The organism is Rudaea cellulosilytica DSM 22992 (assembly GCF_000378125.1).
GTDB lineage: Bacteria > Pseudomonadota > Gammaproteobacteria > Xanthomonadales > Rhodanobacteraceae > Rudaea > Rudaea cellulosilytica.
This window is the reverse complement of sequence record NZ_KB899241.1, coordinates 38,016-52,399: the sequence shown is the minus strand read 5'-3', so window position 1 is coordinate 52,399 and position 14,384 is coordinate 38,016. Positions and strand designations below refer to the sequence as shown.

General features: G+C 65.2%; 20 protein-coding genes. 7 read left to right on the top strand and 13 right to left on the bottom strand.

What is annotated here, in order from left to right; all coding sequences use genetic code 11:
* Nucleotides 1–13: 13 nt before the first annotated feature.
* From F455_RS0100295 to F455_RS0100265, 7 genes are read right to left on the bottom strand one after another with little or no spacing between them, the layout of a single operon-like run.
* Nucleotides 14–346: a TfoX/Sxy family protein gene (locus F455_RS0100295; RefSeq protein WP_018971252.1), complete on the bottom strand. Its 333-nt coding sequence runs from the start codon at nucleotides 344–346 to the stop codon at nucleotides 14–16.
* 57 nt (nucleotides 347–403) lie between these two features.
* On the bottom strand, nucleotides 404–1,000 hold the full coding sequence (locus tag F455_RS0100290; RefSeq protein ID WP_018971251.1) for a GNAT family N-acetyltransferase: 597 nt from the start codon (nucleotides 998–1,000) through the stop codon (nucleotides 404–406).
* A 16-nt stretch (nucleotides 1,001–1,016) separates the two neighbouring features.
* Complete coding sequence (locus F455_RS0100285; RefSeq protein ID WP_018971250.1) at nucleotides 1,017–1,379, bottom strand: NIPSNAP family protein; 363 nt, start codon at nucleotides 1,377–1,379, stop codon at nucleotides 1,017–1,019.
* Between the two features lie 11 nt (nucleotides 1,380–1,390).
* A complete protein-coding gene (locus tag F455_RS0100280; protein ID WP_018971249.1) occupies nucleotides 1,391–1,840 on the bottom strand; it encodes a GNAT family N-acetyltransferase in 450 nt (149 codons plus the stop codon).
* Entirely contained in the window at nucleotides 1,837–2,346 is a 510-nt protein-coding gene (locus F455_RS0100275; protein ID WP_018971248.1) for a DinB family protein, read from the bottom strand. Before F455_RS0100275 ends, F455_RS0100280 begins: the two co-directional genes overlap by 4 nt.
* A gap of 1 nt (nucleotide 2,347) precedes the next feature.
* A complete protein-coding gene (locus F455_RS0100270) occupies nucleotides 2,348–2,686 on the bottom strand; it encodes an antibiotic biosynthesis monooxygenase family protein (protein ID WP_018971247.1) in 339 nt (112 codons plus the stop codon).
* 20 nt (nucleotides 2,687–2,706) lie between these two features.
* Entirely contained in the window at nucleotides 2,707–3,153 is a 447-nt protein-coding gene (locus F455_RS0100265) for a carboxymuconolactone decarboxylase family protein (protein ID WP_026292919.1), read from the bottom strand.
* Between the two features lie 100 nt (nucleotides 3,154–3,253).
* Here F455_RS0100265 and pdxR point away from each other — a divergent pair, with 100 nt between their 5' ends.
* Complete coding sequence (gene pdxR, locus F455_RS0100260) at nucleotides 3,254–4,702, top strand: MocR-like pyridoxine biosynthesis transcription factor PdxR (RefSeq protein ID WP_018971245.1); 1,449 nt, start codon at nucleotides 3,254–3,256, stop codon at nucleotides 4,700–4,702.
* 703 nt (nucleotides 4,703–5,405) lie between these two features.
* Here pdxR and aroB read toward each other — a convergent pair.
* Together aroB and F455_RS0100250 are read right to left on the bottom strand one after the other, a co-directional pair.
* A complete protein-coding gene (aroB, locus tag F455_RS0100255) occupies nucleotides 5,406–6,503 on the bottom strand; it encodes a 3-dehydroquinate synthase (protein WP_026292918.1) in 1,098 nt (365 codons plus the stop codon).
* Nucleotides 6,500–7,063: a shikimate kinase gene (locus F455_RS0100250; protein ID WP_018971243.1), complete on the bottom strand. Its 564-nt coding sequence runs from the start codon at nucleotides 7,061–7,063 to the stop codon at nucleotides 6,500–6,502. Before F455_RS0100250 ends, aroB begins: the two co-directional genes overlap by 4 nt.
* 71 nt (nucleotides 7,064–7,134) lie before the next feature.
* Here F455_RS0100250 and xrtH point away from each other — a divergent pair, with 71 nt between their 5' ends.
* From xrtH to F455_RS23300, 5 genes are all read left to right on the top strand, one after another.
* Nucleotides 7,135–7,665: an exosortase H gene (xrtH, locus tag F455_RS0100245; protein WP_018971242.1), complete on the top strand. Its 531-nt coding sequence runs from the start codon at nucleotides 7,135–7,137 to the stop codon at nucleotides 7,663–7,665.
* Nucleotides 7,666–7,743: 78 nt separating this feature from the next.
* Nucleotides 7,744–7,947 (top strand): dodecin family protein, encoded by a 204-nt coding sequence (locus tag F455_RS0100240; protein WP_018971241.1) that lies wholly within the window; start codon nucleotides 7,744–7,746, stop codon nucleotides 7,945–7,947.
* Nucleotides 7,948–8,080: 133 nt separating this feature from the next.
* The gene (gene pdxH, locus F455_RS0100235; RefSeq protein WP_018971240.1) at nucleotides 8,081–8,695 is read left to right on the top strand and encodes a pyridoxamine 5'-phosphate oxidase; all 615 of its coding nucleotides are present in this window, start codon (nucleotides 8,081–8,083) and stop codon (nucleotides 8,693–8,695) included.
* A 7-nt stretch (nucleotides 8,696–8,702) separates the two neighbouring features.
* A complete protein-coding gene (locus F455_RS0100230; RefSeq protein ID WP_018971239.1) occupies nucleotides 8,703–9,500 on the top strand; it encodes an ABC transporter substrate-binding protein in 798 nt (265 codons plus the stop codon).
* 31 nt (nucleotides 9,501–9,531) lie between these two features.
* Nucleotides 9,532–10,197: an SRPBCC family protein gene (locus F455_RS23300; RefSeq protein ID WP_211212269.1), complete on the top strand. Its 666-nt coding sequence runs from the start codon at nucleotides 9,532–9,534 to the stop codon at nucleotides 10,195–10,197.
* 40 nt (nucleotides 10,198–10,237) lie between these two features.
* Here the strand turns inward: F455_RS23300 and F455_RS0100220 are convergent, their stop codons facing one another.
* From F455_RS0100220 to purM, 4 genes are all read right to left on the bottom strand, one after another.
* Nucleotides 10,238–10,921, bottom strand: coding sequence for a DUF6134 family protein (locus F455_RS0100220; RefSeq protein ID WP_018971237.1), 684 nt, complete (start codon nucleotides 10,919–10,921; stop codon nucleotides 10,238–10,240).
* 88 nt (nucleotides 10,922–11,009) lie between these two features.
* Nucleotides 11,010–11,669, bottom strand: coding sequence for a phosphoribosylglycinamide formyltransferase (gene purN, locus F455_RS0100215; RefSeq protein ID WP_018971236.1), 660 nt, complete (start codon nucleotides 11,667–11,669; stop codon nucleotides 11,010–11,012).
* A 93-nt stretch (nucleotides 11,670–11,762) separates the two neighbouring features.
* Nucleotides 11,763–12,287 (bottom strand): hypothetical protein, encoded by a 525-nt coding sequence (locus F455_RS0100210; RefSeq protein ID WP_157578347.1) that lies wholly within the window; start codon nucleotides 12,285–12,287, stop codon nucleotides 11,763–11,765.
* A gap of 171 nt (nucleotides 12,288–12,458) precedes the next feature.
* Entirely contained in the window at nucleotides 12,459–13,496 is a 1,038-nt protein-coding gene (gene purM / locus F455_RS0100205; RefSeq protein WP_018971234.1) for a phosphoribosylformylglycinamidine cyclo-ligase, read from the bottom strand.
* Between the two features lie 186 nt (nucleotides 13,497–13,682).
* Between purM and F455_RS0100200 the strand changes: the two genes are divergently transcribed.
* A complete protein-coding gene (locus F455_RS0100200) occupies nucleotides 13,683–14,378 on the top strand; it encodes a DUF2066 domain-containing protein (protein ID WP_169337265.1) in 696 nt (231 codons plus the stop codon).
* Nucleotides 14,379–14,384 lie beyond the last annotated feature (6 nt).

The following is a 14,384-nucleotide window of genomic DNA, read 5'->3' as shown; positions in this document are numbered from 1 at the left end:
CGACGGGCGCTCGTTACCGTTTCGGCGGTAGCGAGCCCACGAAATCGAGCGCTGCGCGGACCAGTCGTCCGCGCAACGCGTCATCGCCGCAAGTTTCTGGCGATACGCGCACCCAGCCCTGCATTGCGCGTCCACGCATAATGGCGCGCTCGATGCCCGGCACACGCAGCGCCCAATCGTCGCGATCCTTGCCGAGGCGAACAAGCAAGCCTGCGTCGCGCGCGCCGAAGAGCAGATTGCCATTGAGCAGCCACGCCCAGCCACCGAACATCGCCTTGTTCGACAACCCGCGCACACCTTCGAGTTCGCCGTCGATCAGTTCTTCCAGGCCGGCATCACGAGTCATCTGGCACTTGTCGCGCAGTGGAGGAGTGCATTTTCGCGCGAATCAGCGCGAGTCGCATTACGCCCGCGGCTTCGTCTTCTGCCATTCCAAGTGCGCTTTCACCGTCGGCCATTCGGCGGCGACGATGCTGTACACGCAGGTGTCGCGCAGCGCGCCGTTGGCCAGACGCCAGTGGCAGCGCAGGATGCCGTCGAGCTTGGCGCCGAGGCGTTCGATCGCGGCGCGGCTCTGGCGGTTGAGGTGATGCGTGCGGAATTCGACGGCGATGCAGTCGAGTTGTTCGAAGGCGTGGCTCAGCATCAGGTATTTGCACTCGGTGTTGATGCCGGTGCGCTGTGCGCTCTGCGCGTACCAGGTGCTGCCGATCTCGACGCGGCGGTTGTCAGCGTCGATATTCATGTAACTGGTCGCACCGACGACCTTGTTCCTCGCCTTGTCGACGATGACGAAGGGCTGCATGTTGCCGCGCTCGCGTAGGCCGAGGCGTCGTTCGATATCTGCTTGCATGGCCTCGGGCGAGGGGATTTTCGTGTACCAGTACTTCCACATCTCGCCGTCGCGGACGACGTCGACTAGCGCGTCGTGATGCTCGACGCCGAGCGGCACGACTGCAACATGCTCGCCCTGCAGCGTGATCGAAGGGGGCCAGATCATTGGGTTTCGTCCTGCTTCAAATGGTTAGGGGATTCGAGCGGCGCAGGTCTTCGACGCCCTCGGGCGACAGCCACAGCACCGTGTTGAGGAAATGGTCGATGCATGCGAGCACGGCTTCGCGCGGCCCCTGACGCCACGCGTCCGAGCCGTAGAACGCGTCCTGCTGTGCGTTGAGATCGGCGAGGTCGGCGTAGGCGCGGATGAGGAAGTAGGTGTCGGCCTCGTGCGCCGACGGCCCGCTGGCGACGACGTCCATGTTCACGGCGTGCAGCATCGGCAGCGCGACGGTGGAGATGAGTCGGTCGAATTCGGTGTCGGCGCCGGGCTTGAGCTTGTACGCGCGCACTTCGATCAGGCGCTTTTCGTTCGGGTGTGGCATGCGGGGGTTTGTCACAGCGGCAGATGATATTCGAGGAAACCGGTTTCGCGCTTCCAGCCGAGCGCTTCGTAGAGATGCTGCGCGGCCGCGTTGTCAGTCGCGGTGCTCAGCGACATCGATGCGGCGCCGTTCGCGCGCGCGAACTCGGCCGCCGCAGTCAGCAGTCGCGCGCCGACGCCGTGCTTGCGCGCCGCCGGCGCGACGAACAGGTCATTGAGCAGATAGGCACGCACGCAGCGCACCGAACTGAACAACGGATAGAGCTGGGTGAAGCCGAGTGCCGTACCGTCGGCATCGAATGCGAGCAGGATCACCGACTCATGATGGGCGAATCGCTCGCGCAGGAATCCGCGAGCGCGGTCGAGATCGCCTGGCTGCGAATAGAACCGGCGGTAGGCGTCGAACAATGGCGTGACCGCGTCGAGATCGTGGATCGTGGCCTGGCGAAACTGGCAGTTCATGACGTTTCTCCTTTGCCGCGTCCGACTTCGATCATGCCGAGCAGCCATTGCAAGCCGGCGAGGTGCTGCTGGTCGTGGCTGCAGAGCAGATGGACGAGGCCGCGCACGCTGATCGCGCCGTAGTCCTCGAATACCGCGCGGCGCTCGAGCGCGGCCGCGTCGAGCCCACGGATCAGCTCCACGGTTTGCGTGCGCGCGGCACGGAATTTGGCGAGGACATCGGCCGCGTTCGCATGCGCGTAGTCGCGCTCGCGTTCGAGGCGATAGCCGTCGATATTGGCGAGAAAGGGTTCGTGCTCGTCCAGCGCGCGCTGCAGGCGATAATGGTATCCGTCAATCTCGATGTCGCGCACGTGGCAGATCTGTCCGATCGCGCTGAACGATTCGCTCGGTATGCCGGTCCAGGATTCCGGCGTCCAGCCGGCGCGGTTCGCGGGCACGGCGGCGTAGAACTCCTCGAGTCGCTCGGGGAACGCACTCAGTGCGTGCAAGGTTGCGCTGTCCATTTCAACTGCTCCGTTCGCTGCGTTCGTTCGGGGTGATGTGTTCGAGCCTGCCGTCGCCGTACGAGCGCAGCACCTGCGCGATGACGATGTGATAGCCGCGATACCACTTCGCGTATTCGCGCTTGGCGGCGAGGTGGTCCGGATGTGTGGAAAATTTCTTCAAGGCCTCCAGCGACTCCCAGTAGTAGGTCGCGTTCGCCGTCCTGCCGTCGGGCGAGCGCCAGGATTCACGGCCGAGATAGCCCGGCGTCGCTTTTGCTGCGGCATCGATGCGCGCATTGAGTTCGTGAAAACGCGCGTCGTATTCGCCGGGTTCGAAGAGGAAGGCTGCGCTGTACATTCGAGGAAGGTCCGCTTCGATCAGGCGCGCGACGGCGGTTGCAGGCGGAAGCCGACACCGAAGCGATTCCAGGCATTCATGCCGGCGATCGCCAGGGTCAGGTCGACGAGGGTCTTGTCGTCGAACTGCTCGCGCACTTGCGCGTACACGTCGTCGGGTGCCTGCGATTGCGGCAACAGGGTGAGCGACTCGGCCCAGGCGAGCGCGGCGCGTTCGCGTGCGTCGAAGAAGCTCACTTCGCGCCACACGCACAGGCAGTCCAGGCGTTGCTGCGACTCACCGGCGGTGCGCGCCTCGCGGATGTGCGCGTCGACGCAGTATGCACAGCCGTTGATCTGCGAAATACGAATCTCGATCAGCAGGCGCAGACGGGGTTCCAGGCCGCAGCCGGCAAGATACTCGCGCATGTCGACCAAGGTCTTCATCGCCCCGGGTGAGGCCTGACGGTGATTGAGTCGTGCTTGCATGACATCTCCTCGGTTGCGCTGGCGAGCTTGTTGCCGCGAGTGTGGGATCGGTGAATGGCCCTATCCAGAACCGCAATTTCCGTGGATAATAGAGCCAATCATGTATCTCGAACTCGACGGACAAGGCCCGCGCTACGCCCAACTCACGCGCGGATTGAAGCAGGCCATTCTCGGTGGCCGCGTCGCGGCGCACTCGCGCCTGCCCGCAACGCGCGTGCTCGCGCGCGATCTCGACCTGTCGCGCAATACCGTGCTCGCCGCCTACGAGCAGCTCGCCGCGGAAGGCTTCATCGAGGGCCGCGTCGGCTCGGGTTGCTATGTCGCCGCGATCGAGGCGATGCAAACGGCGGCGCCGGCCAAAACCGCGGCACGCAGCGGCGCCGCGCGTGCGCCGTTGTCGCGGCGCGGCGAGCGCATCCGCGAACTGTGGGACCAGCGCATTCCGGGCCGCGAGCACATCGGCTTGCGCTACAACCTGCAGTACGGCATGCCGATGACCAATCCGCAGCTCGCCAGCGCGTGGCGGCGCGAACTCGCGCACGCAGCCGCGCATGCGCAGGCCGACTATCCCGATCCGCAGGGCCTGTTCGCGCTGCGCGAACAGATCTGCGACTACCTCGCGCGCCGGCGCGGCATCCTCGCCGCGCCGGAAGACGTGCTGATCGTCAGCGGAGCGCAGCAGGCGTTCACGCTCGCCGCCGAACTGCTGCTCGACGAGGGCGACAGCGTCGTGCTCGAGGACCCGCACTATCAGGGCGAGCGCCAGATCATGCAGGCCAGCGGAGCCGAGATCGTCGGCTGCCGCGTCGACGAGAATGGCATCGTCAGCGCCGAACTGCCGACGCAGGGCCACCCCAAGCTCGTCCTTGTTACCCCTTCGCACCAGTTTCCGAGTGGCGCGGTCATGAGCCTGGCGCGGCGCATGGAACTGCTCGCCTGGGCGGCGGCCAGCGGTTGCTGGATCGTCGAGGACGACTACGATGGCGAATTCCGTTATGACGCCCGCCCGCTTGCCGCGCTGAAGTCGCTCGACCGCGATGGCCGCGTTTTATACTTCGGTACTTTTTCAAAAGTGCTGTTCCCGTCGCTGCGCCTCGGCTACATCGTGCTGCCGCCTGGGCTGCGCGACGCCTTCATTGGCGCGAAGTGGTTGACCGATCGCGGCTGCCCCGCGATCGAGCAGGCCGCGCTCGCGCGTCTGATGGCCGATGGCGCGTTCGAGCGCCATCTGCGCGCGGCGGCGAAGTCGCTCAAGGCGCGCCGCGCAACCCTGCTCGCCGCGCTGCGTAAGCATGCGGGTGATGAAGTCGAGGTCGCCGATTCGAGCGCCGGCATGCATGTGCTCGCCTGGCTCACGCGCCTGAAGCCGGCACAGTCGCGCCAGCTCGTCGCGCGCGCTAAGGAGCGTGGGCTCGGGCTGTACCTGATCGCGCCGTACTTTCTGAAGTCTCCATCGCGACCGGGCCTGCTGCTCGGCTATGCCGACTTGCCTGCCGCCGACTTGCAGGCGGCGATGCGCATTCTCGGTGAATGTCTGCGCGAGATGTAGGCGCGGCTTCGCGCGCCTGATTTTCTTTTGCTCGCCGTTTTATTCGGCTTTTGGAGCTAGGGCTTCCGCTTGTCCTGCGGACGAGCGTCCTACTTTCTCTGCTCGTGCAGAGAAAGTAGGCAAAGAGACACGCCCCAGAGCATTGCGCCCGACGCGCATCCTGCGCGCCGGGTTCGCGTCAGCGGCCGGGTACCGCTAGTTGCACGTCCGTGTGCAATAGCGGAATGCGCGCGATCCATCGCGCTCACCCTGCGGGCCTCATCGTCCGCTGCCGCCGCAATGCAATGGGGACCCAGAAAAGCCAAAGCAGCGCGCTCCTGCGCGCGGAAGCAAAGCTAGGAAAAGCAAAGGTGTTGCGCGCCGTTGCTCTTGATCGGCTGGTGATCTTCGGGTCCCCGTTTGCAGCGGCGAGGGCAGGACGGAAATGTCCGCAGGATCGCGCGCACGATGCGCGCGAGTTCGTTGCACGCATCAGGCACGTGCGTCCAACGAACCCCGGCCTGACCTCGCGAACCCGCAGCGAAGCTGCGAGCGCGGCATCCGGGGTGCATTTCTTTTGGTGACTTTTCTTTGGGCAAGCAAAGAAAAGTCACCCGCTCGCGGGATGCGAGCGGAAAAGCGAAGGGACGCGCCAGCCAGCGAATCAAGGGCGATGCAGAACTGGATTCCAGCTAGCGCTGGAATGACGAGCAAGGACAGCGTGCTACGCGAGCACAGCGCGAATCGCCGCCACATCGACATCGGGCACGATCTCGGCACGGCCGATGCCGCGCCAGAGGATTAGGCGCAGATTGCCGGAGAGGTTCTTCTTGTCGAGCTGCATCAGGCCGATCAGTTGATCCGGATCCAGGCCTGAAGGAGTCGTCGTCGGCAGGCCGAAACGCTCGAGCAGGCTGACGAGGCGCTGCGTGTCCGCGGTTGGCGCGCGGCGGAGGTTCGCTGACAAGGTAGCTGCGAGCACCATGCCTACCGCAACGGCCTCGCCGTGGAGCAGGCCGCCGTAACCCATCGCCGTCTCGATCGCGTGACCGAAAGTGTGTCCGAGGTTGAGCAGCGCGCGCTCGCCCTGTTCGGTTTCGTCGCGCGCGACGATGCCGGCCTTCTGCCGACAACAGTGTGCGATCGTCGCGGCGAGAGCTTCAGGCTCGCGCGCGAGCAGCGCGTCGGTGTGGCGCTCGAGCCAGGCGAAGAAATCCGCATCGCCGAGCGCGCCGTACTTGATCACTTCGGCGAAGCCGGCAAGCAGCTCGCGTGCGGGCAGCGTGGCGAGCACGGCAGTGTCGGCGATGACCGCGCGCGGCTGGTGGAATGCGCCGACGAGATTCTTGCCCTGCGGCAGGTCGACGGCGGTCTTGCCGCCGACGGAGGAGTCGACCATCGCGAGCAACGTCGTCGGCACCTGGGCGAAGGCGATGCCGCGCATCCAGCACGCGGCGGCGAAGCCGGCGAGGTCGCCGATCACGCCGCCGCCGAGCGCGACGATGGTCGCGTCGCGATTCGCCTTCATCGCGGCGAGCGCATCGAATACCTGTGCGACGGAGGCGAGCGTCTTGTGCGCCTCGCCGTCGGGAAGCAACAAAGTGGAAATCTGTACTTTTTCGTTGCCTGCGCGGATCGTCGCCGCGACGCGATCGAGGTAGAGCGGAGCGACGACGTCGTTGCTGACGATCAGCGCATGGCGACCGCGGATCGCCGCGGCAAACCGCGTGGCATCGCCGAGCAGGTCGGCACCGATCGCGATTGGATAGCTGCGCGCGCCGAGTTCGACCGTGAGTTCGGTCACTGCCTGTGCGGTCGTCATGCTGCCTGCCCCGGCGAGGCCTGCGCCGAACCGCGCTGCCACAGTACGTTTAATTCCTCGACCAGACGTCGCGCGGTGGCGCTGCTGCTGCCGTTGAATCCCGTGGGTACGATGAGATCGGCGGTCTCGTGGTAGAGCGATTCGCGCTCGGCGGCCAGCCTGGCCAGACGCTCGCGCCGGTCGGGCGCGGCGAGCAGGGGGCGTTTGCGGTCATGGGCGAGACGTTTCATTTGTTGTTCGATCGTGGTTTCGAGATAGACGACATAGCCGCGTTCGCGCAGATGCCGGCGGTTGTCCGCGGCGAGGATCGCGCCGCCGCCGGTCGACAGCACGATGCCGGGCTTGGCACTGAATTCGGTCAGCAGTTCCATTTCGCGCTTGCGGAAGCCGGCCTCGCCTTCGAGTTCGAAGATCAGCGTGATCGTCGCGCCGCTGCGTTCCTCGATCTCGTGGTCGAGGTCGAAGAAATCGAGGCCGAGCTGTGTGGCGACGCGCCGCCCGACCGTGGTCTTGCCGGCGCCCATCGGGCCGATCAGGAAGAGGCTGGGGGCGGGGTTCATGACCGGGATTTTAGCAAACCAGCTGGCCATTCCTCGCGCTCGCCTGGACCGAATCGCGTAGAATGACGCGTATGTCCCGCTTCATTCTCGTCTTTCTCGGCTGCCTGGCGGTGTTGTTCCCGCTCGATCTGTACCAGCCGGTGCAGCAGCACGTGATCCTGCCGCTGACCTCGGCGATCGCGTACGTCTGCGTCGCGATCATGCATCTGTGGGACAGTCACGTCGCCGCGCAGGCCAACATCATGCGCAACACGCTCAGCGGCGGCGGCATCGAGATTGTCGCCGGGTGCAGTGGCGTCGAGGCCGTCATCATCCTGGTTTCCGCAGTGCTGGCCTTTCCGGCGCCGTGGAAATACAAGCTCGCGGGCATCGGCATCGGCTTCTTCGCGATCCAGTCGTTGAACGTGGTGCGCCTGATCAGCCTGTACTACCTGAACGAGTGGAATCACGTCTGGTTTGAATGGTTTCATCTATATCTGTGGCAGGCGCTGATCATCCTCGATGCGCTCGTGTTCTGGCTGGTCTGGCTGCGCTGGTTGCCGCGCAATCCGCCGCCGCCGCAGGCTCCGCCACCCTCGCCGCCGCTTGCTGCGACCGCATAAGCCTTTCCTTTTCGCCGGCACTAGACTCGCCTGACGCACGGCGCCTCGCCGCGCGCATCCATGACGGAGGCAGGTCTCATGACGGTAGCGAAGGTGATCGAAATCTCATCGTCCTCGTCCAAGGGCATCGAGGATGCGGTGAAGGACGGCTTGAAGCGCGCGGCGAAGACGATCAACAACATCAAGGGCGCCTGGGTCAACGACATCAAGGTCATCACCGACGACTCGGGCAAGGTCAGCGAATGGCGCGTCAACATGCGCGTCAACTTCGTGCTGGACTGAATATGCCATTCGGTACGGCCCGCCGCGCGACGCGACGGGCCGCCTGAGGGTGCTTCGAAAAACCGTAGCGCGCAAATTATCGAGCGCAATAGGTTTTTCGAGGTGCCCCTGCGTGGCGTGCTAGCATTTCGCGATGCACACGACGCAGAATCATTCCGATCCGATCCAACTCGAAGCAATCGCGCAGTTCCGCGGTCTGCTCGCCGAAGCCGGCGCCGCCGGCGAACCCGAACCAACCGCGATGACCCTGGCCACGGCCGACGCCGCAGGCCGCATCTCGGCGCGCATCGTCCTGCTCAAGGCGGTCGACGAGCACGGCTTCGTCTTCTACACCAACTACGAGAGCGCGAAGGCCGAGCAGCTCGCCGTGCATCCGCAGGCGGCGCTGTGCTTCCTGTGGAAAACGCTGCGTGATGTCGTCCAGGTGCGCGTCGAAGGTGTGGTCGAAAAAGCGGGTGACGAGGAGGCCGATGCTTATTTCGCCTCGCGCCCGCGTGAAAGCCGCATCGGCGCATGGGCATCGAAGCAGTCGCAGACGCTGCCCGACCGCGCCGAACTCGACGCGCGCATCGCGGCAACGGAACAGCGCTACCCCGGCGCCGACGTGCCGCGGCCGCCGTTCTGGGGCGGCTACCGCCTCGTCCCCGACATGATCGAACTCTGGTTCGGCCAGCGTGCGCGCCTGCACGATCGCGTGCGCTACGAGCGCGGCGCGGGCGGCTGGAGCAAGCGCATGCTCTACCCGTAGCCGCGAGATGTACGGTCCGCAACGCATCGTCTGCCTGACCGAGGAGCCGACCGAAGTCCTCTACGCGATCGGCGAGCAGGATCGCATCGTCGGCATCTCGGGCTTCACCGTACGCCCGCCTCGTGCACGGCGCGAGAAACCGAAAGTTTCCGCATTCACCAGCGCGAAGATAGGCGAGATCCTCAAGCTCGAACCGGATCTCGTCATCGGCTTCTCCGACATCCAAGCCGATATCGCGCGCGACCTGATCAAGGCCGGCGTCGAGGTCTGGATCAGTAATCATCGTGCGGTGGCCGGTATTCTCGACTACATCCGCCGGCTCGGCGCGCTGGTCGGCGCGACGGACAAGGCCGCGGCGCTCGCACACGCGGCCGAAGAAAAGATCATGCAAGTGCAGAATGCGGCATCGCGCCTGCCGCGGCGTCCGCGCGTCTATTTCGAGGAGTGGGACGAGCCGATGATCTCGGGCATCCGCTGGGTCGCCGAGCTCGTGCGCATTGCCGGCGGCGACGATGTTTTTCCCGAACTCGCACAGGCCTCGCTTGCGCGCGATCGCATCATTGCCGATGGCGACGAAGTCGTCCGCCGCGCGCCCGACATCGTGATCGGCTCGTGGTGCGGCAAGCGCTTTCGTGCCGACAAGGTGGCTGCGCGCGCCGGCTGGGCCGCGATTCCCGCCGTGCGCGACGGCGAGCTGCACGAAGTAAAATCGCCGATCATCCTGCAGCCCGGACTCGCTGCGCTGTTCGATGGCCTGGATGCATTGCACGGCATCGTCGCGCGATGGGCGAAGAATAGGCAGTGACTGACACATTCAGGGGAACGAGAGAATGAAGATGAAGACGACAGCGAAACCCGTCGCGTGCCTGGCGCTCGCGCTGATCTGCGCCGCGTGCTCGCATGTTCCGTTGATCGGCCATGGCGACAAGGACGAAGCGCCCGCGGCCGCGCCGGCTGCGGCTGAGAAACCCGTGGCCGCGCCAGCGGCGAAAGTCGAGTCCGTTGCGCCGATGCCGTCACCACCGCCAAGTCCCGCGAGCCAGGCGGATGCGCCTTCGGCCGGGCATGTCGAATTCCGCTACAGCTTCAAGACCGGTGCGGCGCCAGATCGCGCCTACGCTGCCATTACCGGCGTCGCGCGCTGGTGGGATTCGAATCACACCTATTCGGGCAACGCCTCGAACCTGTCGCTCGATGTGCGCGCGGGCGGCTGCTGGTGCGAACAACTTGCCGACGGCGGCAGCGTGCAGCACATGACCGTGCTCGCTGCGATGCCGGGGCGCATGCTGCGCCTGTCCGGTGGCCTGGGCCCGCTACAGGCGGCGCCGGTGACCGCGATCATGACATGGACGATCAAGCGTGACGGCAGCGGCAGCGAAGTCGACATGAGCTACCTCGTTGACGGCTACCTGCGCGGCGGTCTCGACGCGGTTCGCGGCGATGTCGACACGGTTCTGTCGCATCAGGTCGAGCGCTTGCGCGCCTACATTGACGCGAAGTGAGTGGGGCGCAGCGTTTCGCCTTTGCCGGATCGCGGCAGTATTACTTCTGCTTCAGTTCCAGAACGACCGTCGAGCCGTCGCCGGAAATCTGCTGCACCTTCACCGGCAGCAGACCGACATTGGCTGCATACCAGTTGATCGCCTTGCCGTCGGTGCGTTCAACGCGGGTGGCGCTGAAGCTGCCGGCCGGAACCTGGACGGTTTCGTTCTTGGCGACGGTGTAGCGTTGCTCCTCGGCACGATCGCGGACCGCTACCGGCGCCGTGATCTCGTTCTTGCCCTCGGCGACGGCCGCAGCGAGTAGAAGCTGCAGCGTGCTGCGGTCGGTCGTGCCGGGCGGCGTCGCGTAGGTGAAACGGTCCTTGTTCTCCTGCGAATGCGCCTGCTGCGCGGCCGCGTCGAACTCGATGTGGCGCGTGCGGCTCTTGATCATCGAATTCTGGTGATAGTCGTAGACCACGCTCTGCGGCTTGCCGCCGTTCCAGCGGAACACGGACTCCTCGCGCACGTCGATGCCGAGCAGGCGCGCCTTGCCGGAGGTGCCTTTGGTTTCGCTGGTCAGCGTCCAGGTGCCGTCGCTGTTCTGCTTCAGACTGAAGTTCGAATCGCCGATGGCCGAGCCATCGCGGGTAACGGTATAGACGGCATTGGCTTGCTTCAGCTCGGTGGCCTGGGCGGCACCGGCAGCGAGGACGAGAAGAAATCCGAGAGCAATTTTGCGCATGACAGGTTCGATATCGTGGGAAACGCACAAGCAGTCTGCCGCGCGGCGACTGAACAAAACCGATATCGCACCTCGGTGCGCGGAAACGTCAGCCGAGATCGCCGCCATCGTTCAGGCGCAGCGGCGCGCGAAGCGCAACACCGTTGCGCACGACGCGGTTGCCTTCCAGCGCGATTTCGCCTGTGGCGATCAAGCGCACCGTGGCGACGAGCAGGCGGTGTTCGAACGGCAGCAGGCGCCCAGCCAGCGATTCGGGCGTATCGTCGGCGAGAATCGGCAACGCGGCTTGCGCGATCACCGGGCCGCCGTCCAGTTCCGCGGTGACGTAGTGCACGCTGGCGCCGTGCTCGGCGTCGCCCGCATCGATCGCGCGCGCATGCGTGCGCAGTCCGGGATATTTCGGCAGCAGGGAAGGATGGATGTTGATCATGCGTCCGATCCACTGCTCGACGACCGCGGGATCGATGATGCGCATGTAGCCGGCAAGCAGGACCAGATCGGGCTGCAACAGTGCGACTTCGTCGAATAGCGCGCGATCGAATGCGGCACGATCGGGAAAATCGCTCTGGCGAAGTGCGCATGTGGCAATGCCGGCCTTCCGCGCGCGCTCGAGCGCGGCGCAGTCGGGTTTGTCGGAGCAGACGGCAGCGATGCCGGCAGGCAGCGTCCCCGAATCCAATGCGTGGATCAACGCCTGCAGATTGGAGCCACGCCCCGAGCACAGCACGACGAGGGAAAAACGCGCCACTGCCGAATCCCGCCACTGAAAGGTGCGGCAGCCTACCTCAGCGTGGTGCAAAACTCACGTGCGACATGTACGACTTAAGACGTCTGCCTTGAGTTATCCGTGCGCGGCTTCCGCTCCGAGCTTGCGCACGTAAATCAAACTGCCGAAATCGTATTTGACCTTGTAGAACGCGCCATCCTGGGCGGCCTGCGCGATCGGCAGCGCCTCGGGTTTGCCGAAGGTCAACACGCCGGGCCACGCGCCGTTGCGGCAGCTCCAGTGATCGACGAAGCAGTCGCTGTTCTTCACCAGCCAGAAGAAGTAGCGGCCATCCGCGCGCACTGCAATATTGTTGCGGATCACCGTATTGGAGATGCCGCTGCCGTCATGGAAACCGTGCTGCCAGAGCGCGACGATCTGCGCGCTGCGGCAGAGCTCGTCGTCGCTGCAACGGGCGAACACCAGAGTTTCGTCGCCGAGCAGATGGCGCGCGCGAATCTGCAATACGTCGCCGCTATGCAGCGATTGCACAGCATAGAAAGTGCGCGCTCCTTCTGCAGGCACGTCGAACTGCGGTGTCGCCGCGCCAGCGACGCCGCAAGCGCCGAGAAACAAGCCAAACAACATTGTCGGTTTCATGATGCCTCCACGTCGAGCCCGCGGCGACGGGATCGGGAAACACGCCGCATGATCCGCTGACAGCGAAGCTTCCTGCACCCGCGCAACAACCCTACGCCGATCGTGAACGGCGAAACAAGCGCTTCCGGGTTAAGGATTGTCAATAGCTGTGCGGCGTCCGACTGAGTGGTTTCAACGGATGTGAACGCGTTCCGTCGCATCCGTCGCGATAATCTCGCCGATGCGCTGGGCGGCGAGGTCAAGTCGGCGCAGACGATCCAGCGTCGTCGCGACATCGCGCTCCGCAACGATCAGCGTGTAGCCGATGCCGCAGTTGAACGTGCGCCACATTTCCGCTTGCGACACGTTGCCTTCGCGCTGCAGCCAGTCGAAGACGGCGGGCAGCTTCCAGGTCGAGCTGTCGAGGGCGAGGCCAAGGCCGTCGGGCACGACGCGGATGATGTTTTCGGTCAGGCCGCCGCCGGTGATATGGGCCATGCCGTGCACGGGTTGTGCTTTCAACAACTCCAGAATGGGCTTCACATAGATCGTTGTCGGCGCCATCAGCGCGTCCGCGAGGCTGACTCCGCCGAGGTCGAGGTCGAATGGATTGCCGGCGCGCGCGGCGATCTTGCGGATCAGCGAGTAGCCGTTCGAATGCGGTCCGGACGAGGCGATGCCGATGATTGCATCGCCTTTTTGGATCTTCGAGCCATCGATCAGGGCCGACTTCTCGACCGCGCCGACGTTGAAGCCGGCGAGATCGTATTCGCCCGGCGGATACATGTCGGGCATTTCGGCCGTTTCGCCGCCGATCAGCGCGCAGCCGGCGAGTTCGCAGCCCTTGGCGATGCCGCCGACGACCGCGACCGTGGTGTCGACATGCAGCTTGCCGGTGGCGAAATAATCGAGGAAGAACAGCGGCTCCGCGCCTTGCACGAGCACGTCGTTGACGCACATGCCGACGAGGTCGATGCCGATCGTGTCGTGGCGGCCGAGCTGCTGGGCGAGCTTGAGCTTGGTGCCGACGCCGTCGGTGCCGGAGACGAGAACCGGATCCTTGTAGCGTCCGGCCAGCTCGAACAGCGCGCCGAAGCCGCCGAGGCCGGCCATGACTTCCTTGCGGAACGTGCGCGCGACCAGCGGCTTGATGCGTTCGACGACTTCCTCGCCGGCATCGATGTCCACGCCCGCGGCACGGTAGGTCAGGGATTCTTTTTCTGCGGACATGCGTTGGGGAAAGTCGGCCTGAATGGGCGCGCATGATACCGTAGACCGCGATTTCACGGCCGCGATCCAAATTTGTTATCTTGCAGCATGGCCGGGAACGCATCTGGCATGCCGGGCAGGAAGGATTTCGTGAATCGAGGGAATCATCGAATTTTCAGATCGCTGCTACTGCTGGTCGTCGGCCTCATGCCGATTTTTGCGGCTGCGGCGGGCATTTACACCGGCACCGTGGCGGTCGCCTCGCAATCGGACCAGGATCGCGCCGCGGCCCTGCGCACCGCGCTCGGCCAGGCGGTGACCCAGGCGGCGAAAGGCGATGCGAACGTGCTCAAACGCCCCGAGGTCGCGCGCGCGCTGACCCGCGCCGAACGCTACGCACGCAGCTACAGCTATAAGCCGAACGCCGATCCGGCCAAGGCGCCGGCCAAGTTCCTGCTCGTCGCAGAGTTCGATGCCGCGCAGATCGATGCGCTGGTGCGCGATCAGCCTATGGCTGCCGCGCCCTCGCCGACAGCGGCCACTGCCACTGCCACGCCACCGCCGCCAGCCGTGGGGTCGAATGTGACGCCGGTAACGAGCCCCGATGCCCCCGCGGCTCCGGCCGACGTCGCGCCCGCATCCGCCGGCGCCTACCGCCTTTGGTTCAGCGGCCTGCGTTCGGCCGAAGACTATGCACGCCTGGTCGGCGCACTCGGCGCCAACCCTGAGGTGCGCGCATTGCGCATCGAGCAGGCGCATGGCAACGTCCTGCAGGCGCGCGTCGACGCGCGCGGTTCGCTGCAGAACCTCACTGAAGCGCTCAATGTCGCGCGGATTGCGCATCCGACGAATACCAAGCCACCGGTCGAAGGCGTGGATGCGGTGCTCGACTTCGAGCAGTGAAGTGCC